The organism is Polynucleobacter sp. AP-Ainpum-60-G11 (genome assembly GCF_018688375.1).
GTDB lineage: Bacteria > Pseudomonadota > Gammaproteobacteria > Burkholderiales > Burkholderiaceae > Polynucleobacter.
Genome location: NZ_CP061318.1, coordinates 1,062,058 through 1,088,512, shown reverse-complemented (window position 1 = coordinate 1,088,512; position 26,455 = coordinate 1,062,058). Strand labels below are relative to the sequence as shown.

General features: G+C 46.4%; 24 protein-coding genes and 1 tRNA gene. 18 read left to right on the top strand and 7 right to left on the bottom strand.

The window, feature by feature from the left end; genetic code table 11:
- Positions 1-28 precede the first annotated feature (28 nt).
- The 3 genes from FD971_RS05640 to FD971_RS05630 all read left to right on the top strand — a co-directional run bounded on the left by FD971_RS05640 (position 29) and on the right by FD971_RS05630 (position 4,240).
- Positions 29-1,369 carry an adenylosuccinate synthase gene (locus FD971_RS05640; RefSeq protein WP_215333309.1) on the top strand — a complete coding sequence of 447 codons (1,341 nt, stop codon included), beginning with the start codon at positions 29-31 and terminating at the stop codon, positions 1,367-1,369.
- A 58-nt stretch (positions 1,370-1,427) separates the two neighbouring features.
- Positions 1,428-3,641 carry a malate synthase G gene (locus FD971_RS05635; protein WP_215333308.1) on the top strand — a complete coding sequence of 738 codons (2,214 nt, stop codon included), beginning with the start codon at positions 1,428-1,430 and terminating at the stop codon, positions 3,639-3,641.
- Positions 3,642-3,736: 95 nt separating this feature from the next.
- Entirely contained in the window at positions 3,737-4,240 is a 504-nt protein-coding gene (locus tag FD971_RS05630) for a hypothetical protein (RefSeq protein WP_215333307.1), read from the top strand.
- Between the two features lie 99 nt (positions 4,241-4,339).
- Here FD971_RS05630 and FD971_RS05625 read toward each other — a convergent pair whose 3' ends face one another.
- On the bottom strand, positions 4,340-4,495 hold the full coding sequence (locus tag FD971_RS05625) for a hypothetical protein (RefSeq protein WP_215333306.1): 156 nt from the start codon (positions 4,493-4,495) through the stop codon (positions 4,340-4,342).
- 69 nt (positions 4,496-4,564) lie between these two features.
- Entirely contained in the window at positions 4,565-5,050 is a 486-nt protein-coding gene (locus tag FD971_RS05620; RefSeq protein ID WP_215333305.1) for a hypothetical protein, read from the bottom strand.
- A gap of 139 nt (positions 5,051-5,189) precedes the next feature.
- Between FD971_RS05620 and FD971_RS05615 the strand changes: the two genes are divergently transcribed.
- The 4 genes from FD971_RS05615 to FD971_RS05600 are packed head-to-tail and all read left to right on the top strand — an operon-like array spanning position 5,190 to position 8,454.
- A complete protein-coding gene (locus FD971_RS05615) occupies positions 5,190-6,404 on the top strand; it encodes an MFS transporter (RefSeq protein ID WP_215333304.1) in 1,215 nt (404 codons plus the stop codon).
- A 38-nt stretch (positions 6,405-6,442) separates the two neighbouring features.
- Positions 6,443-7,129 carry a dienelactone hydrolase family protein gene (locus tag FD971_RS05610; RefSeq protein ID WP_215333303.1) on the top strand — a complete coding sequence of 229 codons (687 nt, stop codon included), beginning with the start codon at positions 6,443-6,445 and terminating at the stop codon, positions 7,127-7,129.
- A 20-nt stretch (positions 7,130-7,149) separates the two neighbouring features.
- Positions 7,150-7,935, top strand: a complete 786-nt coding sequence (locus FD971_RS05605) for a DUF4239 domain-containing protein (RefSeq protein ID WP_215333302.1) — start codon at positions 7,150-7,152, stop codon at positions 7,933-7,935.
- Positions 7,936-7,956: 21 nt separating this feature from the next.
- Positions 7,957-8,454, top strand: a complete 498-nt coding sequence (locus tag FD971_RS05600; RefSeq protein ID WP_215333301.1) for a hypothetical protein — start codon at positions 7,957-7,959, stop codon at positions 8,452-8,454.
- Positions 8,455-8,506: 52 nt separating this feature from the next.
- Here the strand turns inward: FD971_RS05600 and FD971_RS05595 are convergent.
- Positions 8,507-8,593, bottom strand: a tRNA-Leu gene (locus tag FD971_RS05595).
- 143 nt (positions 8,594-8,736) lie between these two features.
- On the opposite strand from FD971_RS05595, the gene rnr reads away from it, so the two are divergent.
- Genes rnr through FD971_RS05580 form a run of 3 tightly spaced genes read left to right on the top strand, consistent with a single transcriptional unit; the run spans position 8,737 to position 12,144 of the window.
- The gene (gene rnr / locus FD971_RS05590; RefSeq protein WP_215333300.1) at positions 8,737-11,139 is read left to right on the top strand and encodes a ribonuclease R; all 2,403 of its coding nucleotides are present in this window, start codon (positions 8,737-8,739) and stop codon (positions 11,137-11,139) included.
- A 29-nt stretch (positions 11,140-11,168) separates the two neighbouring features.
- Entirely contained in the window at positions 11,169-11,924 is a 756-nt protein-coding gene (gene rlmB, locus FD971_RS05585; protein WP_215333299.1) for a 23S rRNA (guanosine(2251)-2'-O)-methyltransferase RlmB, read from the top strand.
- A 34-nt stretch (positions 11,925-11,958) separates the two neighbouring features.
- Positions 11,959-12,144, top strand: a complete 186-nt coding sequence (locus FD971_RS05580; protein ID WP_215333298.1) for a DUF2892 domain-containing protein — start codon at positions 11,959-11,961, stop codon at positions 12,142-12,144.
- A gap of 11 nt (positions 12,145-12,155) precedes the next feature.
- Here FD971_RS05580 and trxC read toward each other — a convergent pair whose 3' ends face one another.
- A complete protein-coding gene (gene trxC / locus FD971_RS05575) occupies positions 12,156-12,578 on the bottom strand; it encodes a thioredoxin TrxC (protein WP_305848900.1) in 423 nt (140 codons plus the stop codon).
- A 29-nt stretch (positions 12,579-12,607) separates the two neighbouring features.
- Positions 12,608-13,576, bottom strand: coding sequence for a transaldolase (gene tal, locus FD971_RS05570; RefSeq protein WP_215333297.1), 969 nt, complete (start codon positions 13,574-13,576; stop codon positions 12,608-12,610).
- Positions 13,577-13,681: 105 nt separating this feature from the next.
- Here tal and rpiA point away from each other — a divergent pair, with 105 nt between their 5' ends.
- The gene (rpiA, locus tag FD971_RS05565; protein ID WP_215333296.1) at positions 13,682-14,392 is read left to right on the top strand and encodes a ribose-5-phosphate isomerase RpiA; all 711 of its coding nucleotides are present in this window, start codon (positions 13,682-13,684) and stop codon (positions 14,390-14,392) included.
- Positions 14,393-14,401: 9 nt separating this feature from the next.
- On the opposite strand, the gene FD971_RS05560 is transcribed toward rpiA, so the two are convergent.
- Both FD971_RS05560 and argA read right to left on the bottom strand, forming a co-directional pair.
- Positions 14,402-14,683 carry an oxidative damage protection protein gene (locus tag FD971_RS05560; protein WP_215333295.1) on the bottom strand — a complete coding sequence of 94 codons (282 nt, stop codon included), beginning with the start codon at positions 14,681-14,683 and terminating at the stop codon, positions 14,402-14,404.
- Positions 14,684-14,750: 67 nt separating this feature from the next.
- Entirely contained in the window at positions 14,751-16,115 is a 1,365-nt protein-coding gene (argA, locus tag FD971_RS05555) for an amino-acid N-acetyltransferase (RefSeq protein WP_215333294.1), read from the bottom strand.
- Between the two features lie 65 nt (positions 16,116-16,180).
- On the opposite strand from argA, the gene hrpA reads away from it, so the two are divergent.
- The 7 genes from hrpA to glnA all read left to right on the top strand — a co-directional run bounded on the left by hrpA (position 16,181) and on the right by glnA (position 26,448).
- Entirely contained in the window at positions 16,181-20,215 is a 4,035-nt protein-coding gene (hrpA, locus tag FD971_RS05550; protein ID WP_215335236.1) for an ATP-dependent RNA helicase HrpA, read from the top strand.
- A 60-nt stretch (positions 20,216-20,275) separates the two neighbouring features.
- Positions 20,276-21,304 (top strand): cytochrome D1 domain-containing protein, encoded by a 1,029-nt coding sequence (locus FD971_RS05545; protein ID WP_215333293.1) that lies wholly within the window; start codon positions 20,276-20,278, stop codon positions 21,302-21,304.
- 8 nt (positions 21,305-21,312) lie between these two features.
- On the top strand, positions 21,313-22,083 hold the full coding sequence (locus tag FD971_RS05540) for a polysaccharide deacetylase family protein (RefSeq protein ID WP_215333292.1): 771 nt from the start codon (positions 21,313-21,315) through the stop codon (positions 22,081-22,083).
- 15 nt (positions 22,084-22,098) lie between these two features.
- A complete protein-coding gene (locus tag FD971_RS05535) occupies positions 22,099-23,076 on the top strand; it encodes a sterol desaturase family protein (protein WP_215335234.1) in 978 nt (325 codons plus the stop codon).
- 42 nt (positions 23,077-23,118) lie between these two features.
- Positions 23,119-23,979, top strand: a complete 861-nt coding sequence (locus tag FD971_RS05530; protein ID WP_251368585.1) for an EI24 domain-containing protein — start codon at positions 23,119-23,121, stop codon at positions 23,977-23,979.
- Entirely contained in the window at positions 23,972-24,835 is an 864-nt protein-coding gene (locus tag FD971_RS05525) for a molybdopterin-binding protein (protein ID WP_215333290.1), read from the top strand. Before FD971_RS05530 ends, FD971_RS05525 begins: the two co-directional genes overlap by 8 nt.
- Before the next feature lie 197 nt (positions 24,836-25,032).
- A complete protein-coding gene (glnA, locus tag FD971_RS05520) occupies positions 25,033-26,448 on the top strand; it encodes a type I glutamate--ammonia ligase (RefSeq protein ID WP_215333289.1) in 1,416 nt (471 codons plus the stop codon).
- Positions 26,449-26,455: the final 7 nt, after the last annotated feature.

Here is a 26,455-nt window from a genome sequence, read left to right as displayed (position 1 = left end):
ATTCTGTAATTACCTTTTGGATTTCATTATGTCTTCAAAGCAACAAGCTCATGGTCGTAACGTCGTTGTCATTGGCACCCAGTGGGGTGACGAGGGCAAGGGAAAAGTAGTCGATTGGTTAACTGACCATGCTCAAGCGGTTGTACGTTTTCAGGGTGGACATAACGCTGGGCATACTTTGATCATTGGGGATAAGAAAACGATCCTGCGTTTGATCCCATCTGGAATCATGCATAAGAACGTCATATGCTATATCGGTAATGGCGTAGTACTTTCTCCTGAAGCGCTCTTTAAAGAAATTGGTGAATTAGAAGCGGCTGGTTTAGATGTTCAATCTCGTTTGAAGATTTCTGAAGCAACCACATTGATTCTTCCGTATCACGTAGCAATTGATCATGCCCGTGAGAAAAAACGTGGCAACGCCAAAATCGGTACTACTGGCCGCGGCATTGGACCGGCTTATGAAGATAAGGTTGCACGTCGCGCATTACGTGTCCAAGATTTGTTCTATCCAGAAAAGTTTGCAGCACAACTGCGTGAGAACTTGGAGTATCACAACTTCATGCTTACTAACTACTATGGTGCAGAGGCGGTTGACTATCAAAAGACATTAGCAGAAGCCATGTCATATGCAGAGCGTATTAAGCCGATGGTGGTGGATGTCTCTAGTGCTTTATATGCAGCAGAGCAGGCTGGACAAAATTTATTATTCGAAGGTGCACAAGGGACCTTGCTCGATATCGATCACGGTACCTATCCTTATGTCACTTCAAGCAACTGCGTTGCGGGTAATGCGGCTGCAGGATCTGGCGTTGGTCCTGATTCATTGCAATATATCTTGGGTATCACCAAGGCCTATTGCACGCGCGTTGGTGCTGGACCATTCCCAAGCGAGTTGTATGACTTTGATAATCCAGCAAAACAAGATCCAGTGGGCATCCGTTTAGCTGAAGTAGGTAAAGAGTTCGGCTCCGTTACGGGCCGTCCACGTCGCACCGGTTGGTTAGATGCTGCTGCATTGAAGCGCTCTATTCAGATCAACGGCTTGTCTGGCCTATGCATTACCAAGCTTGACGTGTTGGATGGCTTTGAGACTATTCGTCTTTGTGTTGGCTATACCCTTGACGGTCAAAAATTAGATGTATTGCCGCGCGGCGCTGAAGCCGTTGCTCGCTGTGAACCAATTTACGAGGATTTCCCAGGCTGGAAGGGAACGACTTTTGGTATTCGTGAATGGGACAAACTCCCAATAGAGGCACAGAAGTTCCTGCGTCGTATCGAAGAAGTTGCAGGAAAGCCGATCGCTATGGTCTCAACAGGACCTGAACGTGATGAAACGATTCTTCTACAACATCCATTCAAGGGTTAATCTTTTTACTAATTAACTTTTGCACAATTAATTCATATATCTGTTTTGAGGTTTAGAAATGACTGCACGTACACAATGTAATAGCCTGCAAGTGGCTACACCCTTATACCGTTTCATCGAAGATAAGGTCTTGCCTGGAACAGGCATTAAGAGCGCTGATTTTTGGAAGGGTTTTGACGAAATCGTTAAAGACCTCGGACCAAAGAATGAGGCCTTATTGGCTAAGCGCGATCGCCTGCAATTGGATTTGGACAAGTGGCATCAGGCTAATCCAGGCCCTATTAAAGATATGCCTGCTTATCGCAAGCATCTCAAAGAGATTGGTTACTTAGACGAAGTGCCAGGAAAAGTTCTGGGCACTACCAAGAACGTCGATGATGAATTAGCGCTTCAAGCTGGACCTCAGTTGGTGGTGCCAGTTCTCAATGCGCGTTATGCGTTAAATGCAGCTAATGCACGTTGGGGCTCCTTGTATGACGCTCTTTATGGTACCGACGTGATCTCTGAGGAAGATGGCGCCACTAAAGCTGGTGGCTATAACCCGATTCGTGGTGCCAAGGTGGTCGCCTTTGCTCGCCAATTCTTAGATCAATCAGCCCCTCTCGCCAAAGGTTCGCATGCAGACGCTACTGCTTACACGGTGGATGGCAATAAGTTAGTTGTCAACCTTAAGGATGGCAGCAAAACTGGTCTTGCTGATGAGAAACAGTTTGTTGGCTACCAGGGCAATGCTTCTGCACCTTCTTCAGTTCTCCTACGCAATAACGGCGTACATATTGATATTGAAATTGATAAGAGCAAAACCATCGGTGCCAGCGATGCTGCTGGTGTAAACGATGTTGTGCTCGAAGCCGCACTTTCTACTATTTTGGATTTGGAAGATTCGATTGCCGCAGTGGATGGCGATGACAAAGTAGTTGCCTATGAAAACTGGTTGGGTATTCTCAAGGGTACCTTGGTTGAAGAAGTTAGCAAAGGTGGTAAGACATTTACCCGCGCATTAAATCCGGATCGCAAATACACAGCAGGTATTGGCGCAGTTAATGCTAAAGATGGCGTTGTGACTTTACATGGCCGCTCTTTGTTATTCCTCCGCAATGTCGGACACTTGATGACTAACCCAGCCATCCTCACTGCCGATGGTAAAGAGATTTATGAAGGCATTTTGGATGCTGTAGTGACTGTATTGATTGCTTTGCATGACATTAATCGTCCTGCAACTCAGACAATTGGTAATACACGTAAGGGCTCTGTCTATATCGTTAAACCAAAAATGCATAGCCCGGAAGAAGTTGCCTTTGCTGGTGAGCTCTTTGGCCGTGTTGAGAAGTTACTTGGCTTACCTGCTGATACTGTAAAGCTGGGCATCATGGACGAAGAGCGTCGCATGAGTGCCAACATCAAAGCGGCAATTGCTGCTGCTGGGGCACGCGTGGCCTTTATTAATACTGGCTTCCTTGATCGTACTGGTGATGAAATGCACACAGCAATGCATGCGGGTCCAATGATGCGCAAAGGTGATATGAAGACCAGCAAATGGTTATCTGCCTATGAGCGTCGTAATGTTTTGGCTGGATTGGATTGCGGCTTACGTGGCCGCGCTCAAATCGGTAAAGGCATGTGGGCCATGCCAGATTTGATGAAAGCCATGGTTGAGCAAAAGATTGTTCACCCAAAGGCCGGCGCAAATACAGCTTGGGTTCCATCGCCAACAGCCGCAACATTGCATGCTTTGCACTACCATCAAGTGAACGTAGCGCAATTGCAAAAAGAGATGGAGCAGTTAGATACCGCTGCTGAAGCCGAAGCTTTAATTGATGACTTGTTGGCTATTCCAGTAGTCGAAAAAGCCAACTGGTCTAAAGAAGAGATTCAGCAAGAGTTGGATAACAATTGCCAAGGTATCTTAGGTTATGTGGTTCGCTGGATCGATCAAGGTGTTGGTTGCTCTAAGGTGCCAGATATTCATAACGTTGGATTGATGGAAGACCGTGCAACCTTGCGTATTTCTAGTCAGCATATCGCTAACTGGTTATTGCATGGTGTGGTTACTGAAGCTCAAGTGAACGAGACTTTGCAGCGTATGGCAAAAGTGGTGGATGGTCAAAATGCTGGCGATCCTTTGTACAAGCCAATGATGCCGAACTTTAAAGACTCTTATGCTTACAAGGCAGCTAGCGATTTGATTTTCAAAGGTCTAGAGCAGCCTAATGGCTATACCGAGCCTTTGCTTCATGCATGGCGTTTGGAAGTTAAAAAGGCGCACGCTTAAGCGCTCGGCCGATCAGTCTCAAGATGAAATGGATTTGTCGAAAGGCAAGTCCATTTTTCTTTTGACCGCCACTTACTGAATTTCCCAGTCAAGCCATGTTTAGTTTTTTAAACCCCTTTGCCAGAAGTACTCATTCTCAAAGGCAAGCCCTTGGCTTTCAGCTCAATGACGGGGGTAGGGAAGCGGCTGGCTTTAAAGGCGGTGCAGGTGACTGCGTGGTTCGGGCGATTGCGATTGCTGCCCAGTTACCTTATCTGCAAGTCTACGAGGATCTCCGTTCTGCCAACGCCCTTTATGCAGAACAACGAAATGACAAGTTGGCTAGAAGACTTAACGCCAAGGGGGCTTCACCGCGAAATGGCAACCATCGCAATGTCTTTCATGACTATATTTTGGGACATGGCTTTGATTGGGTTCCCACCATGAAGGTTGGGGCGGGTTGCCAGGTACATTTACTTGCTGGTGAGTTACCTTCGGGTCGACTCATTGTGAAGGTGTCTAAGCACTTAACGGCGGTAATTGATGGTGTGATTGAGGATACGCATAACCCTTCTCGGGGCGGTTCACGTTGCGTCTATGGGTATTACATCAAGCGCTAGGGATGCAATTGAAAAGAAAAAAGCCCCTGAAAAAATCAGAGGCTTAATTCTTAAAAAATGACCAAAAATGGTCTAAAACAGTGCTAAATTAGCAATAAATTACCAATTTCCACTAGTTTTGCGGGATTTCTGTTCCATTACTTTAGCTTCGCTAAACGCTGCTGCCAATAAGGCGAAGAAATCCTTAATTGCAAATAAAGGCTTAAAGCTAAAAGCTGGTGCCTGATGAAACTGTACTGAGTTTGAATGTGCCATGGTGAGCTCCTTAAGGGTTAACCCTAATGATACTCTAAATTCACTGCAATGCAACAAAATTAGAAATACTTACAGATCAAACCGATCTTTGTATTTCAAATTCCAAGCTTGTTTATAAGTGCTGGTCATGCCGAACATGATGGAAGTGGTCCACGCTAAGGAGAACAGCCCTGTAAAGGAAATAAAGAAAGCCAAAGTTTTCCAGCCATCTGGTAACGCATCGGGTTCAAAGCCTACGGTGGTGTAGCAGCTACCAGCAAAAAGAATTGCTTCAATGGGTTCTTTAAAGAGGCTGAAACTAAAAATGAAGATGGCCCACAGGAAAATTTCCAGCAGATGGGTGAGTGCGATGAAGGCAAATGAAGCGTAAAAATGAGTGAATACACGGTTGTATTGATTAAATTTCAAGTATTTAACTGTGTGTCGTTCAAATCGCATATAGATGTGATTAATGGCGCTGCCATGAAAAATCAAAATCGCCACTAAACCAACTATTCCCCAAAGCGCATCCCTTAGTAGTGGAATTAGGGGGAAATTAATGAGAGCTTCAAGCATGGGTATTTGGATCTAGGATGAAGAGCAGTCGAAAATTGTTTAAGCCTTAGCACTAAGACTGAGGAGCATTTTTATCGGTAAGCCTTGATAATGGCACATCCTCAATATCATGTAAAGAAACCCATTGACCGAGCATCACATGCCAGGCGGAAAGAGAAAAGAACGTTTTTTCTTATTCTCATTAGCTGGAATTCAGTTCACTCATATTCTGGACTTCATGATCATGATGCCTTTGGGCCCCGAATTTATTCGAGAGCTCAATATCAATACTCATGAGTTTGGTTTATTGCTTTCCTCTTATACGTTTGCTGCCGCTATTGCCGGTGTCTTTGCTACCTACTTTGTAGACCGATTTGAGAGAAGGGTGCTGCTACTGAGTTTGTATGCCTGCTTCATTATTGCCACCTTGGTTTGTGGTTTAGCGCCTGATTACCATTCGTTGTTTATTGCCCGCGCATTTGCAGGGGCATTTGGCGGCATTCTAGGTTCATTAGTTCAAACCATCATTGCAGATTCCATTCCCTTCGAGCGTAGAGGCAAAGCTTTAGGTACGGTGATGTCGGCATTCTCGGTATCCACAGTTGCTGGAGTTCCCTTAAGTTTATTTCTGGCCAATAACATTCCCTCCTTAGGTTGGCGTGCGCCATTTATCTTTATCGCTTTGATCTCCAGTCTCATACTTTATTTAGGTTATCGCAATATTCCTAAGATCGCTGGCCATCTAGGACATACACACGAAGGTAGTCGACTGAGTCAAATCTGGAGCATCTTTGTTGCCCATCAACATCTGCGAGCATTCATTTTTATGGCCTTGATTATGTTGACCGGATTTTCTGTGATCCCCTATATCGCCCTGTACCTGACCTCTAATGTCGGGATTGATAACTCTTATATCTCGCTAATTTATCTTTGCGGGGGGATCGCTACACTCATGAGCTCTCGAATCATCGGCCATATGGCTGATCGTTACGGTAAGGTCAAAGTATTTAGAGCGCTCGCGATTATTAGCCTCATTCCTTTGCTGGTGACAACCAATCTCATGCCAGTACCACTCTGGGTTGTGTTGATCAATTCCACTGCATTTTTTGTCCTGGTTTCAGGACGCATGATTCCGGCGATGGCGATTGTGAGTCAAGTGGTGGATGCCAAAATCCGGGGCACCTTTATGAGTCTAGTAGGTTCCGTGCAGATGCTGGCCTCAGGACTAGCATCCGTAATTGCTGGTGTAGTTGTGACTATCGGTAGCGATGGGAAAATGGAACATTACAACCTAGTAGGTTATGGGGCAGCTCTATGTGGCTTGCTTACCTTCTACTTGGTGGGCTATATTCATAACGATAAGCAGGCGCGCTAAACCCAATTCATTTCTAATACGAGATCGGAAATATTGCCATGATTACATTTCAAAGACCTGATGGCACTTCAGTAGATGCCTATTTGATTGAACCCGCTAACGCACAAAATGCTCCTGGCATAGTTGTGATTCAAGAGTGGTGGGGACTTGATGATGAGATCAAGCAGGTTGCTAAGCGTTTCGCGGATGCAGGCTATCGCGCTTTGGTGCCAGATCTTTATCGCGGCAAACTCGCTTTGGAAGCGAATGAAGCTGAGCATCTCATGAATGACCTTAACTTTGGAGATGCCGCTAGTCAAGATATACGCGGCGCAGTTCAGCATCTAAAATCTAGCGGCTGCAATAAAGTCGCTGTCACTGGCTTCTGTATGGGTGGGGCACTTACCGTGTTGTCAGCTGGCCTGGTTCCTGAATGTGATGGAACGGTGGTTTGGTATGGTTACCCTCCCTTAGAGTATGTTGATGCGTCTGCCATTAAAAAGCCGATGCTGGCGCACTGGGCCTTGCATGATGATTTCTTCTCTATAGCTGGCGTTGATCAGCTTGAAGAGAAACTCAAAGCAGCTGGGGTTACCTATGACTTCGAGCGTTATGACGCTAAGCATGCATTTGCAAATCCGAAGTCGGATTCGAGAGGTCTGCCGCCACTTCAATACAATCCAGCTGCTGCTCAATTGGCCTGGGATCGCACTATGACTTTCTTAAAAAATACTTTAGGCCATTAACAAACCATTTTAAGGTTCACATGTTTTTCAATTGGATTTATAAGCGGAGCAATGCTCAGATATTGATTATTCTGGTGCTGTTCTTTGTAGTTTTGTTAGATGTTATGCCCCGTATTTTGCAGGCCATTCCGATGTTTGCTCCTACCCAAGATAGCACTCGCTTGGGTTTAAGTCTATTCGGATCCATCATTACTTTAAGTGGACTGTTAATTGGTTTCTTGTTAAATCAGGCGCAAACCAATTTTCGTGAAGTGCAATCTTTAGTCTCTCGAGAGGCTGGCCAGATTAATAATCTCGATCGTTTACTGGTTCGATATGGTGATCCTGCGATTGCTCCGGTGCGCGCAGAATTATTTGAGTACATGAACTCGATTGTGTACGACGAATGGGATTTGTTAAAGGATGGACTGGGTAGCTCAAAGACCCACATGCTGTGGCGCGGAATTTCTCGAAAGCTCCTATCTCTTGAGCCTCATACCAATCGGCAGACCGCGATGTACACCGATATTCTTAAAAAGGCGGAAGAGGTTGCTGAAAGCAGGGAGGCGAGAATAGAGCGCTCATCAGTACGCCTACCTAATTTGTTTTGGGTGGTCATCATTATCTGCATGATGGCCTTGTTGGGTATCAATACTTTGTTCTTACCATCCGATTCATTTTTCATGGGATTGAAAATTTTGCCAGTGACCATGGGAGCGCTGATCTCTCTTTTGGTAATTACAGACCAACCTTTTAAAGGTCAAAGCTCGGTTAAGGCAGAACCATTCCTGAAAATTATTGAGTCAATTAAAACTCGCACCGAATAATCTTTTAACTGTTTACTTTTTATGCATCTTTTCGCCGAAAACCTCGCTGTTGAACTTTCTTCTTATTACCGCAACCTAGCCTTAGGGCATGGGGTGATCCCAAAAGTCTTTACTTTGGTAAATGGCGCGGGTGATCAATATCTCTTTTTCATAGATGATCTTCGCATGGAGAAGAATGAGGAAGATCAGTTCTTGGCTTACATCGTTCAGGAGCATGAGGCCGTTTGTTATGCGCGCGGCACCTTAGTCATTCTGGAGAAATCCCAGCAGCTGATCGAATTTGCGGTTATCGATCAGGATGATGATGAAGTCATTGTGTGCTCTGCCCAGTTAACGCGGGATATTGACGATAAGCCGGTTGGATTAAGCGAGTTTGAAAAGACCTTGGCGCCCAAAAAGACCATTTTCTTTAGCGGCCTCTTTGAGCCTATTCAGTTATCGGAAGATAGGGCGGAAGAGTTTGAAAGTCTTTGGGATGAAATGAAACCCAAGATCTTGCATCGAACTATGGGGATTTAAGTGCCTATTGAAATAGGCCTTTTTGTCCCCATATAGGATTTGTAGGTGTATTTGGTGCCCAGGAAGGGACTCGAACCCCCACAACCTTACGATCGCCAGCACCTGAAGCTGGTGCGTCTACCAATTTCGCCACCTGGGCATGCCGTTATTATAAAGGTATGCGCCTTTTGGCCCACTTTCCAACCCCTTTTGGCTTTTTCCCTTCAGACTTAGTGGTTTGATACAGTAGCCTAAGCAAGAATAATCATTGATATATAAGGCATGTATTGCCGAAGGAATTAAATGCGTAAAGCAAAAAACTTGGTGCCACGAGAGGCTGACCGCTTAGGTACAGTCCAAGGTCACCGAGATGGATTTGGATTTGTAATCCCAGATGATGGCGGTGAAGATATTTTCCTCTCCGAAAGAGAGATGTCCCGCGTCATGCATGGCGACAGAGTCAATGTCAGAGTATTAGGAACAGATCGCCGCGGTCGCCCAGAAGGTCAGATTGTCGACGTGATTTTGCACGCTAATAAAGTAGTCATTGGCCGCCTCTTAAATGAGAATGGTGTCTTAATTGTTGCGCCGGAAGATAAACGCATTGGTCACGACATTTTGATTCCACCAAAAGGTCAGGGTAATGCCAAGCTAGGTCAGGTCGTCAGCGTCGAAATCATTGACTATCCAGATAGCTATCGTCAAGCTGTTGGCCGTGTTGTTGAAGTCTTGGGTGAGATTGACGATCCCGGTATGGAGATTGAAATCGCTGTACGTAAGTATGGCGTTCCCCATGAGTTTTCAGCGGCGGTCAAAAAAGAAGCTGATGCGTTACCAGACTCGGTTCAGCAATCTGACCTTGAGGGCCGCGTAGATTTGCGCGATGTTCCTTTGGTTACTATCGATGGTGCTGATGCACGTGACTTCGATGATGCGGTGTATTGCGAACCAGTCATGTATGGCAAGAGCAAAGCCTGGCGCTTAATCGTAGCGATTGCAGACGTATCCCATTATGTTAAGCCGGGCCAGCCTTTGGATGATGAGGGCCTCCTACGTGCAACCTCAGTGTATTTCCCGAGACGGGTAATACCTATGCTTCCAGAGAAGATTTCCAATGGCCTTTGCTCATTGAATCCTGGGGTTGATCGTCTGTGTATGGTGTGTGACTCTGTTGTGGATAACAACGGTGTAGTGCTGGCCTATCAATTTTATCCAGCAGTAATGCATTCTGCGCAGCGCTTTACATACGATACCGTTTGGGAGATTCTTTCGAATAGCAAAGGTCCTGAAGCAACCCGTTTTGCTGAGTTCAGACCTTTGCTGACCAACCTCTACTCGCTCTACAAAATTTTGTTAGATGCACGTCAAAAACGCGGCGCCATCGAATTTGAAACTACTGAAACCCAAATCATTAGTAATGAGCTAGGTAAGATTTTGCGTATTGAGCCACGCCAACGCAATGATGCTCACCGCTTGATTGAAGAATGCATGTTGACAGCCAACGTCTGCGCTGCTGACTTTATTGATAAGAACAAGCACCTGAGTTTGTATCGTGTTCACGCTGAACCATCTGAAGAGAAGTTGGTTACCCTACGTCAAGTCTTGCGCACCTCTGGCTTGTCCTTAGGCGGTGGTGAAAAGCCAAAACCAAAAGACTATGCCAAGCTGATGCGTGAAATCAAAGAGCGTCCAGATGCAAACATGTTGCAGTCAGTTGTATTACGCTCTATGCAGCAGGCAATGTATCAACCTGATAATGAAGGTCACTTTGGCCTTGCTTATCCTGCTTACTCGCATTTCACAAGTCCGATCCGCCGCTATCCAGATCTATTGACGCATCGGGTGATTAAAGCAATTTTGGCTAAGAAGCCCTACACACCAGTATTGCCACCTTTGGTTCCCTTGAACCTGACTTTGCCTCGCAAGGGTAAAGGCCGGGAGAATGCTGTCAATGCGAAGAAGTCTCATAACGATGCCAAGGAAGCTGCGGCTAAAGGCTCACGTTTACCTAAATTGCCGAAGGGCGCAAATGCTTCCTTGCCGATTTGGGGTCAATTAGGAGTGCATTGCTCCTCTAATGAGCGTCGTGCTGATGAGGCATCCCGTGATGTTGAGGCTTGGCTGAAGTGTTACTACATGCGCGATCATTTGGGTCAAGAATATGCAGGTACGGTAACTGGTGTGGCGTCTTTTGGTTTATTTATTCAGCTAGAGAACCTCTTTGTTGAGGGCATGGTTCATGTCACCGAATTGGGTGGCGATTATTTTCAGTATGACGAAGCTCGCCAAGAACTCCGCGGGGAGAGAACAGGTATTCGTTATCGCTTAGGGGATCGAGTACACGTCTTAGTTAGCCGGGTTGATCTTGATGCCCGCAAGATTGAATTTAGTCTCGTCAAGTCCGTTGGCCTTGAGCCAGGCGGTACCACCAATCGTCGCCAAATTATTTTGGCTAGCGATACCGGTAGACCCAATAAGAAAGCCGCTCCTAAAAAAGGTCGACCTGGTAGCAAAGAACCGCAGAAGCATGCTGGCGTCAATGTCAATGCTGCTAAATCTGCTGGCAATCTTGGTGCGAATCAGTCAAAAAATCATGCTGGACGAACTGCAAGTAAAGTGGCTAAGTCTGGCAAGCCTAATAGGCCGGCTGGCAAGCCTGCTGGTACAAAGCCGCCCGTTCGTAGCACTAAAGCGCGTCGTAAATAAATAGCAATACAGAATCGAGATAAGTAAACATGAAGCAAATATTAGTAGGTTTTCATGCTGTACAAGCGCGCTTAAGGGTGGATGCAGCAAGTCTGAAGTCGGTATATTTTGATCCCAGTCGTCGCGATCGCCGCATGGGAGATTTTCTGAAGCAGGCTGAAGAGATCTTGGGCGAAAGATTGCATGCGGCTGACTCTGAGCGTTTGCATAAACTAGCAGGTCATGATCGCCATCAGGGTGTAGTCGCTCTGGCTGAGAGGATGACCATCGCTCGCACAATTACCGAAGTAGTTGAGGATGCGGAGAGCAATCAAAGCAAGGTGATGTTCTTAGTATTGGATGGTGTCACTGATCCCCATAACTTTGGTGCATGCTTGCGTGTCGCTGATGGTGCAGGTGTCGATGCCGTTGTGATCCCCAAAGATCGCTCGGCCTCCATTAATGCCACTGTGAGTAAGGTATCGAGCGGCGCTTCAGAGGTGATGCCTGTGATTACGGTTACCAATCTGGTTCGCAGTATGAAAGAAATGCAAGAAGCGGGTGTTTGGCTTATTGGTACGGATGATGAAGCTGAAAAGTCTATTTACGATCTGGATCTCACTGGTCCGATTGGTATTGTCATGGGCGCAGAGGGTGAGGGTATGAGACGCTTAACGCGCGAGACTTGTGACGAGCTAGTGCGTATCCCAATGAAGGGCGTAGTGGAGAGCTTGAATGTTTCTGTTGCGAGTGGCGTATGCTTGTATGAGGCATTAAGACAGCGCTTAGCCAAAGAGACTAAGTAACTAACGCATCGCTTCATTCACTCAAAAGGTTCTTATGAAATGCAATATTGGACACACTGATCGCGTTCTGCGCATGACCGTTGGCGTTACCTTGATGGGTCTTGCAGGTTTTGGAATTACTGGTCCCTGGGCTTGGATTGGCGTCATCCCATTGCTAACTGGGATGATGGGTAATTGTCCGGCCTATAGTATTTTAGGTATCAATACCGCCAAGAAGTAATTTCTATCTGACTATTTCACCAGTTGCTGTACAAATTGCTCTAATTGGGCTGGCGGTAGTGCACCGCTAATGCGATGCACTTCTTTGCCATTCTTAAATCCTGCCAGAGTTGGTATGGAACGGATATTCCATTGTGACCCGAGCATTTGTTCTGCCTCGGTATTCACTTTCACAAATAACACTTGATTGGCATGAGCAATAGCACTTGCCCTAAAAGTTGGACCAAACATCTTGCAAGGGCCACACCAGGGCGCCCAAAAATCCACGATCACTGGCAACACTGATTGCCCAACTAACTCGTGAAAGTTTGCTGCAGTGGCATTGATTGGCAAAGATAGGAGCTCTTGTTTACAAGCTCCGCAGACAGGAATCTGATTGAGCTTCTCCGTAGGAACTCGATTCCCTTTGCTGCAATGGGGGCAATGAATAATCATGTTGATTCCTCAGTAGCTCATCTTAAGACTTAGCTGCTTAATAAAGCCTCTAGCTTTTCAGTATCAATACAGAAGTTACGAATGCCTTCAGCCAATTTTTCAGTGGCCATGGCATCATTATTTAACTGCAATCTAAAGTTGGATTCATCCAGTTTGAGTTGAGAGATATGCTCACTAGCCAGAGCGTTCGCTGCATTGCTGGCATTAAGTTTTTTCTCTACCAGCACAGCGCTATTTTGGAGATCGCCCAACAGCTCTGGGCTGATGGTGAGTAAGTCACATCCGGCCAGCTCTAAAATTTGACTTGAATTGCGAAAGCTAGCCCCCATGATTTCAGTGGCGATGCCAAAGTGCTTGTAATAGTGGAAGATACGCTTGACGGAGGTGACGCCAGGATCATTGGCTCCACCGTTATCTGCGTCATTCCAACTACTGCCGAGTTTGGCTTTGTACCAATCGGTAATGCGACCTACAAATGGTGAGATCAATTTGGCATTCACGGCGCCACAGGCTGCCGCTTGTACTAGCGAGAAGAGAAGCGTCATATTGCAATGAATGCCTTCAGCTTCTAAAGCCTTAGCTGCTTGAATGCCTTCCCATGTACCAGCCAGCTTTATTAGGACGCGCTTTCGATTAATGCCATGAGACTCATACAGGGCGATGAGGTGTTTTGCTTTGTGAATGGTTGCCTGTGTATCAAAAGATAGACGGGCATCCACTTCAGTTGATACTCTTCCTGGAACCGTCTTCAAAATCTCAAGGCCAAATGCCACTAGGATGTAGTCAACTAAATCAACCGGCTTCATGCCGGGGTGAGCCGACTTAACCTGGTTTACCAAGGCCTGATAGTTGGCTTGTTGAGCTGCTTTCAGAATCAAGGATGGGTTGGTGGTGGCATCCTGCGGTTGGTATTCCCGCATACGCTCAAAATCGCCGGTATCAGCTACGACGGTAGTTAGTTGTTTTAGTTGGCTTAGTGCGGTAGCAGGGGAAGTCATCAGGATCTTGAATACTCTCGATTAATACATCAATAAGATTGAATATCATATGATAGATGGATAAATAAGGCAGTTCCAGTTCAAATAAGGATGTCGGGCAAGATCATGAATCAAGATCAACTAAAACAATTGGTAGGTGAAGCGGCTCGAGATGAGGTGTTAAAGCTAGCTGCGGGCCAAATCTTGGGTGTTGGCACTGGTTCAACAGCGAACTGCTTTATCGATGCTCTGGCACCCCATAAGGACCATTTTGCTGGAACGGTATCCAGTTCTAACGCCACAACTGAGCGCCTCCTAAAGCACGGTTTTAAGGTCTTGGACCCGAATGAAGTGGGGGAGTTGCCTGCCTATGTTGATGGTGCCGATGAAATCGATCCAGCTGGTCATATGATTAAGGGTGGCGGTGGCGCCTTAACTCGTGAAAAGATCATCGCCTCGATGGCAAAGCAATTTATTTGTATTTGCGACTCATCAAAACAAGTTCCAGTCTTGGGCAATTTCGCTTTGCCTGTAGAGATTATTCCCCTGTCTAAAAGTATTGTGACTCAAGAGCTCGCGAAGCTGGGCGGCACTGTCAGCCTCAGAATGGCTAAAGAGACTCGTACAGATTTGGGGCAGACACCAAGTCAGCCATTTGTAACGGATAACGGTGGCTGGATTCTGGATGTAGCCGGATTAAGAATCGTCGATCCCATTGCGCTTGAGACGCAAATTAACCAAATTGCTGGGGTGATTACTGTCGGGCTATTTGCAAAAGAGAAAGCCGACATCTTGCTGGTGAGCAATGCGTCAGGCGTAAACCGCCTGACTTTTTAGTCTAATTGATTATTTAGATTCCTCTGCTGGTGGCACATAACCCTGTGCCATATCAGCACCACCCTCAAAGAAGTATTTCTCTACCTGCTTGAGTAGGTATTGACGGGCACGAGGATCAGCCATATTGAGGCGATTCTCATTAATCAACATGGTTTGCTGTTTTAGCCAGGCTGCCCATGCCTCTTTGGAGACTTGATTCCAAATCTTCTTGCCTAAGTCACCAGGCAATGGAGCAAAGTCCATACCTTCAGCTTCTTTATTGAGTTTGATGCATTGAACCATGCGTGCCATTTGTAATGCCTTTCAAATACGATGTACTAAATCTAATTAATGTAAAACCAAAAATAGCGATGAAAGCTTATAGATCTTTGGTCAGAACCATGGATTTGCGATCCCAGTTGTAAATCTGTTTTCTTTCTTCTGGGAGATCCTCTACTGAGGCGCGCTTAAAGCCACGCTTTAAAAACCAATGTTCAGTTCTCGTAGTTAATACGAAAAGCTTCTTAATACCTTCGCGTTTAGCCCGCATCTCCACCCGCTTAAGTAGACGCTCTCCATCGCCCGAACCCTGAACGTCTGGGTCTACCGCAAGGCAAGCAAGTTCACCTACGCCATTAGGGAAGGGGAAGAGGGCTGCACATCCAAAGAGTACGCGATCATGCTCAATCACCGAGAAGCGCTGAATATCACGCTCAATCACGTCTTGCCCGCGAGCGGCCAAAATACCTTCTTCCTCTAATGGGCTAGTCAACTGCAGAATGCCACCAACGTCATCTTGATTAGCTTCGCGTAAATTTTCAATATCAGATGAGGCCAACATCATGCCGATACCATCGTGGGTAAAGAGCTCTTCTAAGAGGGCGCCATCTTGATTGCAAGGCAGAAAGTGCACGCGGCTGACACCAGCACGAATTGCTCTACCGGAAATATTAAGCAAACTCTTCATGCCCAGATCCAGCTCTGGATGTTGAGCTACATATTCTTGTAGTTGGGGCATCGAGAGCTCGGTGATGAAATCACCTTCTTCATCCTTCAAGCCGGTGTAAGGGCTGAGGAAAATCAGCTTATCTGCTTTCAGGGCGGCAGCAGTAGATGCAGCCACATCCTCAAAGGCCAGATTGAATGCTTGACCAGTAGGGGAGAAGCCCAAGGGTGAGAGCAGCACAATCTTGTTGCTATCAAGCGAGAGTTTGATTGAGGTGGAATCCACCTTACGTACTAAACCGGTATGGATGTAATCGATTCCCTCAACGACACCCACCGGCATTGCAGTAATAAAGTTGCCAGAGATCACGGAGATGCGTGAACCTGCCATTGGCGTATTCGGTAATCCACGACTAAATGCTGCTTCAATATCGAGACGCAATTCGCCGGCAGCTTCTTTAACGCACTCCAAAGCGGCGGCATCCGTAATGCGATAGCTGTGCATGGCGCTTTGACCAAACTGACTCTTGATATTGCGGAGCATAAGCTGCTCTTCAATTTGAGGGCGGATGCCGTGAACTAAAACAATACGCATGCCCATGGCATGCAACATGGCGATATCTTCGATGAGATTCTCGAGGCCGATTTCCTGAGCAAGCTCACCGGCAAAGGCAATCACAAAGGTCTTCTCACGGAAGCTATGAATATAGGGCGCAACATCACGCAGCCATCCTACAAAAGGAAAGTTGGAGCTTGATTCTTCGGCGTTTGAGCCGGGGTTTGGTGCATTTGTTGGCATAGTGAGAAAATTATAGGGTGCAAGAGCCTATAAACCAACAAAAACCCAAAGCAAGCCCTGTGACTGTGCCTGCTTCCAACACCCCTCGAAGGCTAGAAATTCGCTTTCCAGAAGAGTTGCCGGTTTCGGGTCAGCGCCAAATCATCAAAGATGCCTTGAGTTCACATCAGGTGGTGATCGTCTGCGGTGAGACGGGTTCAGGTAAAACGACCCAATTGCCCAAGATCTGCCTAGACCTTGGTAGAGGCACTATCAACGGCGGCCGACTCATTGGACATACACAGCCTCGCCGCATAGCTGCAACTGCTACAGCGAAGCGTATAGCCCAAGAGCTGGGCACTCCAATTGGTCAAGATGTCGGTTATCAAGTCCGTTTTGCTGATAAGAACAGTCAGGGCGCCTCTATCAAGTTAATGACGGATGGTATTTTGCTGGCGGAGACTCAGCGCGACCCTCAGCTTCGTGCCTATGACACCCTCATCATCGATGAGGCCCACGAGCGTAGTCTCAACATCGATTTTCTACTGGGCTACCTTCGTCAGTTACTGCCAAAGCGCCCAGACTTAAAGCTGATCATCACTTCAGCCACGATTGACGCTAAGCGTTTTTCTGATCATTTCACCTTGCAGGGTAAGTCAGCTCCCGTGATTGAGGTGAGTGGCCGACTCTTCCCGGTTGAGCAGCGTTATGAGCCACTAGAGCCTGATGTGAAGCCGGATGGCAAAAAAGAATCCAAAGAGGCTAAAGAAATTCCGGATGCGGTTGCAGAGGCAATTGCTAAGGTCTGGCGCGAAGGCACCTCCGGCGCTGGCGATGTACTGGTTTTCTTACCGGGAGAGCGGGAGATTCGGGATTGTGCTGAAGCCCTCAGAAAAGACCATGTTCTCCAGCAACGTTTTCACCCAGAGATATTAAGTCTGTTTGCTCGGCAATCGGTTGCAGAACAAGAGCGTGTGTTTAATCCTGGCAATGGAAGACGCATCATCTTGACAACTAACGTTGCGGAGACCTCATTGACGGTTCCCAATATTCGTTATGTGGTTGATAGTGGTCTAGCGCGTGTTAAGCGCTACTCCTATCGCAATAAAGTAGAGCAACTGCAGATAGAGCCGATATCGCAGGCCGCCGCCAATCAAAGAGCAGGTCGATGTGGGCGCGTATCAGACGGTATCTGTATTCGTCTCTATAGCGAGCAAGACTACTTAAACCGCCCAAAATTTACGGATCCAGAAATTCTGCGCAGTTCATTGGCAGCAGTGTTGCTTCGTATGACTTCGCTACGCTTGCCTAGAATTCAAGAATTTCCATTTATTGATAAGCCACTCGGTCGCGCGATTGCTGATGGTGTGCAACTGCTTGATGAGTTGGGCGCGATTACTTATGACGAAGCTGCGGCTGGTGATGAGAAGGACATTAATAACAGCTTTAAGCTAACGCCTATAGGTAAGCAGTTAGCGGACCTCCCGCTTGATCCCCGTATTGGGCGCATGCTTTTAGCTGCTAAAGAACAAATTGCATTGCGTGAAGTCACTATCATCGCTTCCGCCTTGGCTACGCAAGACCCTCGTGATCGACCAATGGACCAAGCTGCTGCCGCTGATCAGGCGCACCTGCAGTTTGCAGATGAACGTTCCGAGTTCCTCAGCTTTGTAAAGCTTTGGGATTGGTATCAAGATGCGTTGAAGCACAAGCATAGCAATCGCCAATTAGAAAATCTGTGCCGCAGTAAGTTTTTATCTCCAAGACGTTTGCGTGAATGGCGCGATGTCCATGGTCAGCTTCATACGATGTTGGGAGAGAAGGGCTGGAAAGAAAATCCATCTGCAGCTACCTACGAACAAATTCATCTTTCCTTGCTAACAGGCCTCTTAGGTTATGTAGCCAAAAAAGAGGAGGATGAAAAATCCCAAGAGCGTGGCAGTAAGACAGGTGGCTATATCGGTGCCCGCGGTATTCGTCCTTTTATATGGCCTGGCTCCACCATTGGTAAAAAAGCCGGCGCTTGGATTTTGGCTGGCGAGCTTCAAGAAACCAATCGCATGTATGCCCGCACCATTGCCAAGATCGAACCCCAATGGGTAGAGAAGGTTGCTGCCCACCGCCTGATCAAATCCCTAAGTGATCCATTTTGGGATAGTCGTCAAGGTGAAGTGATGGCCTTTGAGCGCGGCACTTTATATGGCCTGCCGATTTATCACGGTCGCCGAGTGCGCTATGAGTCGCACAATCCAGAAGAGGCGCGTGAGTTATTTATTAGTCAGGCTTTGGTTCAAGAAGAAATGTTCGGGCGCATGGATACCCCAGCTTTGATGCGAGAGACTGAGGCTGATGCTAGAAAGAAATATCCTGGTAGCTTTGAATTCTTCTGGCATAACCGCCGACTGATTAAAGAGATCGAGGCCTTAGAGCATCGCTCACGTCGACCCGATGTGTTGGTGGATGATGATCTCCTGTTTGCTTTCTATGACTCACGCATACCAAAGGATGTTCTCAGTAGGGAGAGTATGAAAGCCTGGCTCAAGAAAGCGTCTAAGGGTGAGGATGCTAAGCAAGAGAGTGCTGACAGTCTTTTGCGTTTAGCCAAAGCAGATTTAATGCGCCATGAGGCTGCTGGTATTACAGTAGACCGGTATCCCAAAAAGATGATCGTTGGTGGTACTGAGCTGAGTTTGACTTATCACTTTGAGCCGGGCAGCCCTAAGGATGGAGTGACATTAGTTGTTCCATTGACGCTCTTGAATCAGGTGGATGGTCGTCGCTGTGATTGGCTAGTACCAGGCATGTGTGAAGAAAAGATCCATCTGCTACTCAAATCACTTCCTCAGAAATTACGCCGCCACTGTGTTCCTTTACCTGAATACGCAAAATCTTTTTTAGAGCGTGCACTGGCAGAAAAACAGTTTGGAGTAGGCGATTTTTTAGATAGCTTGATTACCGATATTCGTAAAGAGCGTGGATTAGAAATTAAGCGGACAGATTTCAGACCAGAGGCCTTGCCCCTTCATTCGTCTATGAATTTCCGCCTTGTCGATGAGCATGGCCGCCAGTTAGAGTTAGAGCGCAACTTATCCCGCTTGCGAGCTGAATATGGAGAAACTGCCCGTACCGCATTTCAGGCAATAGCCCAACAGGCCGTTCAAGAAGAGCTGGCGACTGAAGCCCCTGCAAGTGCGTCAAATTCTCCTGGCAAGGCTAATCAAAGTGCTAATAGCGTTTCAGTAAAAAATGTAGAGCAGGGTGGGTATCGCAGTTGGGACTTTGGAGAGCTTCCTGAAACTCTCGAAATACAAAAGGGTAATCGCACTTTATTTGGCTATCCCGCACTGGTGGATCGTACTGAGTCATGTGATCTTGAGGTATTCGATGATTTGCTCGAGGCTAGAAAATATCACTGGCAAGGATTGCGAAGACTATTTGCTTTATCAAATAAAGACACGCTCAAGGCATTACAGAAACAACTTCCCGGAACTCGGGAGATTGGCTTACTGTTTATTAATGTAGGTTCAGTGGATGCCTTGATTGAGCAAATTCTCAATCTTGCCTTAGAGCGTGCATTTATGAATGATCCGCTCCCAGTAAATGCCGAGCAATTTGCTGAGCGTCTACAAGCAGGTAAGCCGCGATTGGCGCTGATTGCTCAAGAGATTTCAAAGCATGCCTTAGCGGCTTTACAGGCACATGCGGATCTCCAAAAGAAATTGGCACAAGCTAAGGCCGCCTCAGCTACTGCGTACACCGATATTCAGACACAAGTTCAAGGCTTAATTTTTCCTAAGTTCGTAGCTGATACTCCATATGGTCAGTTAGTGCATTTCCCACGATACCTTAAAGCCATCGCTATGCGTATCGATAAACTGCGAGCCAACCCTAGCCGTGATGCCCAGTGTCAAAAGGACTGGGAGTCTGTTGCCAGACCATGGCAAAAGCTGGTTCAAGGTAGTCGTGGATCGGCGAACTATGCCATGGCAGAAGACCAAGCTCTAAGCGATTTTCGCTGGCAATTAGAGGAGTTGAGGGTGGCTTTATATGCCCAGGAGCTAAAGACTCCGACCCCAATGTCCTTAAAACGCTTAGAAAAGGTCCTGGCTAGCTTGCGTTAGGTCAAGTAGGTCGATGGTTCAGGGTGCAACTTGAAGCATCAAATGCTTACAATGTGAGCTATGCATACCTACATTAATAAAGCCAAATTTGGCACTTTTTTAGCCTTAATCGTTTTTAACCTTGCGGGGCTTCAAAGTATTGCTTGCGCCCAAACTTCGACTGCTGCTGACTCCAAGGCTGAGCCTAAGTTGGCGGTAGTGTTGAATTCCGGTGAGGCGACGGTGAGCTTGATCGACATGCCCACCCGCAAAGTGATTAAAACTGTTCCTGTCGGCAAGGAACCTCATCACTTGATGATTACCCCCGATCAAAAGACGCTGCTGATTGCAAATGCAGCAGGTAATGACGTTGCTCTCATGAATCCTACAACGGGTGAGTTAACTGGGAAGATTCCGAACATTATTGATCCATACCAAATTGGGTACTCGCCGAATCATAAGTGGTTTGTAGCAAACGGTAATCGTTTAGATAGAGTGGATGTCTACCACGCTCAAGGCGCGGATCTGAAGTTGGCAAAGTCTATTAAGTTGGGTAAGACGCCAAGTCACGTCGCATTCACAGCAGATAGCAAGATTGCATTTATTACGCTGCAAGATTCAAATGAATTGGCAGCAATTGATTTAGATACTCAGACTGTCATTTGGAAAATGACGACAGGTAAGGTGCCTGCTGGCGTTTGGATGACGCCTGGGGATCAATATCTGTTAGTGGGTATTACTGGTGAAGATAACGTTCAAGTGATCGACTGGAAGAATCGCAAAGAAGTGAAGCGCATCTTTACCGGAAAGGGTGCTCATAACTTCCGCCCATTAGGTGATAAAAAGCATGTGTTCGTCAGCAACCGCATTGCGTCGACTATCAGCATGATCAATATGCAGACCTTGGAAAAGGTGGGCGACATTACTGGCTTGCCTGCAGGCCCAGATGATATGGAAATTACACCGGATGGAAAAACGCTGTGGGTTACATTCCGTTTCTCTAAGAAGGCTGGAGTGATAGATATCCCATCCATGAAGTTGATGACTGTAATCCCAGTCGGAAAATCTCCGCATGGTGTGTTCTTTACCCCACGCGCTGGATGGGAATAATTAAGGCAATGCCTTTTAAAGTCTCGCTTACAAAACTCTCAGTATTAATAGCCTTTGCGATAAGCTCTTCGCTTGGGCTTGCGCAAGAGTCGCATTGCAAAAAAACGGTTTATCTCACCTTTGATACCGGCAATATGTCGGTTGCGCAGAATGTTGCAGATATATTGAATCGTCAAAAAATCCAGGCTACTTTTTTTCTGGCTAATGAAAAAACCAGTCGAGGTGATTTTTCTCTAGATGATTCTTGGAAATCCTATTGGCAGGAACGTGTTCGTGAGGGCCATCACTTTGGCAGTCACACCTTTGACCACCTATATTTTGTCAAAGACGGCCCTAGCGGAGAGATCTTCGCCAAGCCACAGTTTGGATCTAAGGCGGGGGTAATGAGTCTATATAACGAAGCGAGCTATTGCCGAGAAATCAGGCGAGTGGACGATCGCTTTCAAGAGCTCACTGGAAGCCATATTCAAAAAATCTGGCGGGCGCCTGGTGGAAAAACCTCACCTCGCTCTATTAGGATGGGTAGTCAATGCGGCTATCAGCATATTGGATGGAGTCCGGCAGGGTTTTTGGGTGATGAGTTGAGTTCACAGACTCACCCCAATCAAATGCTATTAGATAAGGCTAGTAAGCAACTTCAAGATGGCGACATCACCATGGCCCATCTAGGCATTTGGTCGCGCAAAGATCCTTGGGCGCCAGCGGTCTTGGAGCAACTGATAGTGAATTTAAAAGAGCGTGGCTTTTGTTTTGCAACTCTGCCAAAACAAAGTAAATAAGTCACAATGATGGATATGGATTCCAATCCTTTATTAGCCGCCATTGCCTCAGCCTACGCTAGCTTGCAGGAGTTCTTGTTTGCAAATGTGGCAGGCCCTATTTTGTACCAGTTCGATTTGATGTCAATGGCCGAGGATGTCTTTGATGGCATTGATTGGTTCTTATTCGGTTGTATTCAAATCCTGCTAATTGCAGTTATTCTGCGTACTTGGGAAAGAATCTCTCCAGCCGAGATGCAGGAGCGTTTTTCCAAGAACTCTCGGGCAGATATTTTTTACACACTCTTTCATCGCTTGGGCATTTTTCACGGCTTGATTTTTTTAGCCTTGTCGGGATTTTTCTTTCAGATTGATTCTGTACTCCATGATTTTCGTTTTGCTAGGTTGAATGTGGAGTCATGGTGGCCTCCAGTGACTTCCATTCCCTTAGTCAGCTTTTGCATTTATTTTGTGCTGCTAGACTTTGTTGAGTACTTGTATCACCGTGCTTCACATACCTTTAATTGGTGGTGGCAATTGCACGCTTTGCATCACAGTCAAACCGTCATGACTGCTTGGTCAGATGATCGCAATCACATTCTCGATAGCATCTTGCACGCAGTAGTGTTTGCCTTTTTTGCCTTGTTATTTGGCGTATCCCCAAGTCAATTTATTTTGCTGGTGGTATTGAGTCAATTTATTCAGAGTTGGCAACACGCCAATCTAAAGATTCATCTTGGGGCTTTTAAATACCTATTGGTATCGCCGATGTATCACCGGATGCATCATGCGGTTGGTTATGGGCATGAAGCCAAAGGCAAGCCAGGGGTTCTGGGTGGCTGCAACTTTGGCGTCTTGTTTCCGTGGTGGGACATGATTTTTAATACCGCAATCTTCCCGAAAGAAGTTCATCCTACTGGAGTAAGGGATTTGACTATCTCACCGAATGTATTGCATCAGCAGTGGCAGGGTCTGATGCATTCAGTGCGGGAAATTTTCCCAAGAGCAAAATAAAACTAGCAGTTCGTTTGCTGGCAATGGAAATCTATGGATAGCATGCAGCAAGTATTTAAGTCTTTTGGCTTGGCTTTAGTTGGCACCATGCATCCCAGAATGCTTTGGTTAAGTTTGCGCCCATTTTTAATTGTCTCGGTTTTATGGGGATGCTTAATTTGGCTAACCTGGACTCCAGCACTAGAGATGCTCAGCATTTTCCTGACAACCTCTATATTTACAAGTTGGATCCAGGATGGTTTGATCTGGGCTGGATTTGAAAATGCCCGCGCATGGATCGCGCCACTCTTTTTCGTGATGTTGTTGATCCCATTAATCTCGATCAGTTTATTGGTGTTCATCGCATTCACTACTGTGCCAACAATCGTCAAAATAGTGACACGACAACACGCCTATAAAGATATTGAGCGTAAAAAGGGTGGTGGTTTGTTCGGTAGTTTTATTTACACCATCTGGTCCGCCTTAATCTGCTTGGCATTGGTGATGTTGACTCTGCCCGTATGGTGGATCCCACCATTGGTAGCTGTATTACCCCCATTGCTCTGGGGTTGGTTGACGATGCGTTTGATGGCGTATGACGTTCTCGCTCAGCATGCGAGCTCGGAGGAGCGCGATATGCTCTTAAATCAACATCGTTGGCCACTGCTAGCCATGGGAATTGTTTCTGGGATGCTTGGGGCTGTACCTACTTTTTTTTGGGCAACCTCAGCACTGGCTTTGGTTTTATTTCCGATTGTCAGTTTTGTTGCGCTTTGGATTTATTCTTTGATCTTTGTATTTGCAGCCTTGTGGTTTACGCATTACTTACTAGACGCACTAAAAGAATTACGTAGAAATGAGTTGGATCAATCTTTAAACATTGAAGCACGTGTAATTGATATGGAGCTCCCGTACCATGGTTGAGGCATTAAAGCAGGCGAGTATTGATGTGCCCGAAGTCAAGGCACGTCGCTTTGGTTTGATTGTGATTGGTGATGAAATTTTGTCTGGTCGCCGCCAAGACAAGCACATGAGTAAATTGATTGAGCTTTTAAATGAGCGGGGCTTGAGTTTGTCCTGGGCTAAATATGTAGCGGATGATCCGGAGCAAATTACTGCGACGCTGAAGGACAGTTTTGCTAGCGGCGACGTCGTTTTTAGTACGGGCGGAATTGGTGCGACTCCTGACGATCACACGAGACAGTGTGCTGCTTTGGCGCTGGGCACTAAAACGGAATTGCATCCCACTGCTCAAGAGCTCATTGCTGGGCGTATTCAGTCGATGGCAGAGGGTGACCCGATCAAAGCGGACCTAAGCACTCCTGAAAATCAACATCGCTTCAAGATGGGTGAGTTCCCAATTGGTAGCGACATCATCCCTAATCCCTATAACCAGATTCCTGGTTTTTGCATTCGGGAACACTATTTTGTTCCTGGCTTTCCGGTAATGGCTGCCCCCATGATGGCCTGGTGTCTTGATCATCACTATCAAAACCTGTTTCATCGTGAAAATTGGGCTGAGCAGAGCTTTATTGTTCCGAAAGGAATTGAATCCACATTGACACCCTTAATGGAGCGTATTGAAGCATCTTTTCCCGGCGTTAAGGTCTTTAGCCTTCCTTCGGTTGGCGACCCCTCAAAGGGCGGTGTTTACGCTGAACGCCATATCGAATTGGGGATTAAGGGTAATGCCAATCTGTTAGAAAGCGCTTGGATTGCTTTGCGTGCCGGTACTGAGGCCCTGGGTTATGGAATTCACGATATTGCCAAGCCTAAATAAGCACTAGTTTGGTGCATATAGGGTATTTTTCAGGTTTATCGGGGGTATTTGAGCACTTAATTAGTGCAATAATGATTGTTCCCATTTGTTTGCTTCAGTAAATTAGATACATCCCAAGGGCATGTTTATTGCCTGGAATGAACAAGGGTGTACACCTTAAGTTTGTATTCCGAATTTAGTTAATAGAGGAGATTTGCATGACGAAGACCGTCGCTGATGTGATGAAGTTAGTTAAAGAGAAAGAATGTACTTTCGTTGATTTCCGCTTTGTAGATACAAAGGGTAAAGAGCAGCACACAACAGTACCTATCTCTGCATTTGACGAAGACAAATTTGAGAGCGGTCATGCATTTGACGGTTCATCTATTGCTGGTTGGAAGGGTATTGAAGCTTCTGACATGTTGCTTTTGCCTGATCCAACAGCTTGCTATATCGATCCATTCTATGAAGAGCCAACATTGGTGATCACATGTGACGTGATCGAGCCATCTGATGGCAAAGGTTACGACCGTGACCCACGTTCGATTGCTAAGCGCGCTGAGTCTTATTTGAAGAGCACTGGCTTGGGTGATACAGCGTACTTTGGTCCAGAGCCAGAATTCTTTATTTTTGACGGCGTCCGTTGGGGTGCTGACATGCAGGGTTGTTTCGTTAAGGTAGATTCTGAAGAGGCTCCATGGTCTTCAGCTGCTGAAATCGAAGGTGGTAATACTGGTCACCGTCCAGGTAAAAAAGGCGGTTACTTCCCAGTTGCTCCAGTAGATACATTCCAGGACATGCGTTCTGAAATGTGTTTGATCCTTGAATCTTTAGGTATTCCTGTCGAAGTGCATCACCATGAAGTTGCTGGCCAAGGCCAAAACGAATTGGGTACTAAGTTCAGCACATTGGTAGAGCGCGCTGACTGGACTATCTGGCAGAAGTATGTTGTTCAAAACGTTGCACATGCTTATGGCAAAACTGCAACTTTCATGCCTAAGCCTATCGTTGGAGACAACGGTTCTGGTATGCACGTTCACCAATCCATTTGGAAGAACGGCGAGAACTTGTTTGCTGGTAACGGCTACGCTGGTTTGTCTGAGTTCGCATTGTTCTACATCGGCGGCATCATTAAGCACGCTAAAGCATTGAACGCGATTACCAATCCAGGTACAAACTCATACAAGCGTTTGGTTCCAGGCTTTGAGGCTCCAGTGAAGTTGGCTTACTCAGCACGCAACCGTTCTGCTTCTATTCGTATTCCACACGTTTCTAGCCCTAAGGGTCGTCGTATCGAGACTCGCTTCCCTGATCCATTGGCCAATCCATACCTCTGCTTCTCAGCATTGATGATGGCAGGCTTAGATGGTGTTCAGAACAAGATTCACCCAGGTGAAGCAGCTGATAAGAACTTGTATGACTTGCCACCAGAAGAAGATGCAAAGATCCCAACCGTTTGTGCAAGCTTGGAAGAAGCATTAGAAGCCTTGAACAAAGACCGTGAGTTCTTGACTCGTGGTGGCGTCTTTACTGATTCTATGATCGACGCATATATCGCTTTGAAGATGGAAGATGTCACACGTTTCCGTATGACTACTCATCCTATCGAATTCGATATGTACTACTCCCTGTAAGCGAAGG

What these genes read in the sequence shown, in the direction of transcription:
- FD971_RS05615 (WP_215333304.1), top strand. Translation starts at nt 5,190, where the DNA reads ATGCCAGGCGGAAAGAGAAAAGAACGTTTTTTCTTATTCTCATTAGCT.
- FD971_RS05540 (WP_215333292.1), top strand. Translation starts at nt 21,313, where the DNA reads ATGCCTTTTAAAGTCTCGCTTACAAAACTCTCAGTATTAATAGCCTTT.
- FD971_RS05580 (WP_215333298.1), top strand. Translation starts at nt 11,959, where the DNA reads ATGAAATGCAATATTGGACACACTGATCGCGTTCTGCGCATGACCGTT.
- FD971_RS05630 (WP_215333307.1), top strand. Translation starts at nt 3,737, where the DNA reads ATGTTTAGTTTTTTAAACCCCTTTGCCAGAAGTACTCATTCTCAAAGG.
- trxC (WP_305848900.1), bottom strand. Translation starts at nt 12,578, where the DNA reads ATGATTATTCATTGCCCCCATTGCAGCAAAGGGAATCGAGTTCCTACG.
- FD971_RS05600 (WP_215333301.1), top strand. Translation starts at nt 7,957, where the DNA reads ATGCATCTTTTCGCCGAAAACCTCGCTGTTGAACTTTCTTCTTATTAC.
- FD971_RS05560 (WP_215333295.1), bottom strand. Translation starts at nt 14,683, where the DNA reads ATGGCACGCATGGTTCAATGCATCAAACTCAATAAAGAAGCTGAAGGT.
- FD971_RS05635 (WP_215333308.1), top strand. Translation starts at nt 1,428, where the DNA reads ATGACTGCACGTACACAATGTAATAGCCTGCAAGTGGCTACACCCTTA.
- argA (WP_215333294.1), bottom strand. Translation starts at nt 16,115, where the DNA reads ATGCCAACAAATGCACCAAACCCCGGCTCAAACGCCGAAGAATCAAGC.
- tal (WP_215333297.1), bottom strand. Translation starts at nt 13,576, where the DNA reads ATGACTTCCCCTGCTACCGCACTAAGCCAACTAAAACAACTAACTACC.
- rnr (WP_215333300.1), top strand. Translation starts at nt 8,737, where the DNA reads ATGCGTAAAGCAAAAAACTTGGTGCCACGAGAGGCTGACCGCTTAGGT.
- FD971_RS05605 (WP_215333302.1), top strand. Translation starts at nt 7,150, where the DNA reads ATGTTTTTCAATTGGATTTATAAGCGGAGCAATGCTCAGATATTGATT.
- glnA (WP_215333289.1), top strand. Translation starts at nt 25,033, where the DNA reads ATGACGAAGACCGTCGCTGATGTGATGAAGTTAGTTAAAGAGAAAGAA.
- FD971_RS05535 (WP_215335234.1), top strand. Translation starts at nt 22,099, where the DNA reads ATGGATTCCAATCCTTTATTAGCCGCCATTGCCTCAGCCTACGCTAGC.
- FD971_RS05640 (WP_215333309.1), top strand. Translation starts at nt 29, where the DNA reads ATGTCTTCAAAGCAACAAGCTCATGGTCGTAACGTCGTTGTCATTGGC.
- FD971_RS05530 (WP_251368585.1), top strand. Translation starts at nt 23,119, where the DNA reads ATGCAGCAAGTATTTAAGTCTTTTGGCTTGGCTTTAGTTGGCACCATG.
- rpiA (WP_215333296.1), top strand. Translation starts at nt 13,682, where the DNA reads ATGAATCAAGATCAACTAAAACAATTGGTAGGTGAAGCGGCTCGAGAT.
- rlmB (WP_215333299.1), top strand. Translation starts at nt 11,169, where the DNA reads ATGAAGCAAATATTAGTAGGTTTTCATGCTGTACAAGCGCGCTTAAGG.
- FD971_RS05525 (WP_215333290.1), top strand. Translation starts at nt 23,972, where the DNA reads ATGGTTGAGGCATTAAAGCAGGCGAGTATTGATGTGCCCGAAGTCAAG.
- FD971_RS05610 (WP_215333303.1), top strand. Translation starts at nt 6,443, where the DNA reads ATGATTACATTTCAAAGACCTGATGGCACTTCAGTAGATGCCTATTTG.
- FD971_RS05620 (WP_215333305.1), bottom strand. Translation starts at nt 5,050, where the DNA reads ATGCTTGAAGCTCTCATTAATTTCCCCCTAATTCCACTACTAAGGGAT.
- FD971_RS05545 (WP_215333293.1), top strand. Translation starts at nt 20,276, where the DNA reads ATGCATACCTACATTAATAAAGCCAAATTTGGCACTTTTTTAGCCTTA.
- FD971_RS05625 (WP_215333306.1), bottom strand. Translation starts at nt 4,495, where the DNA reads ATGGCACATTCAAACTCAGTACAGTTTCATCAGGCACCAGCTTTTAGC.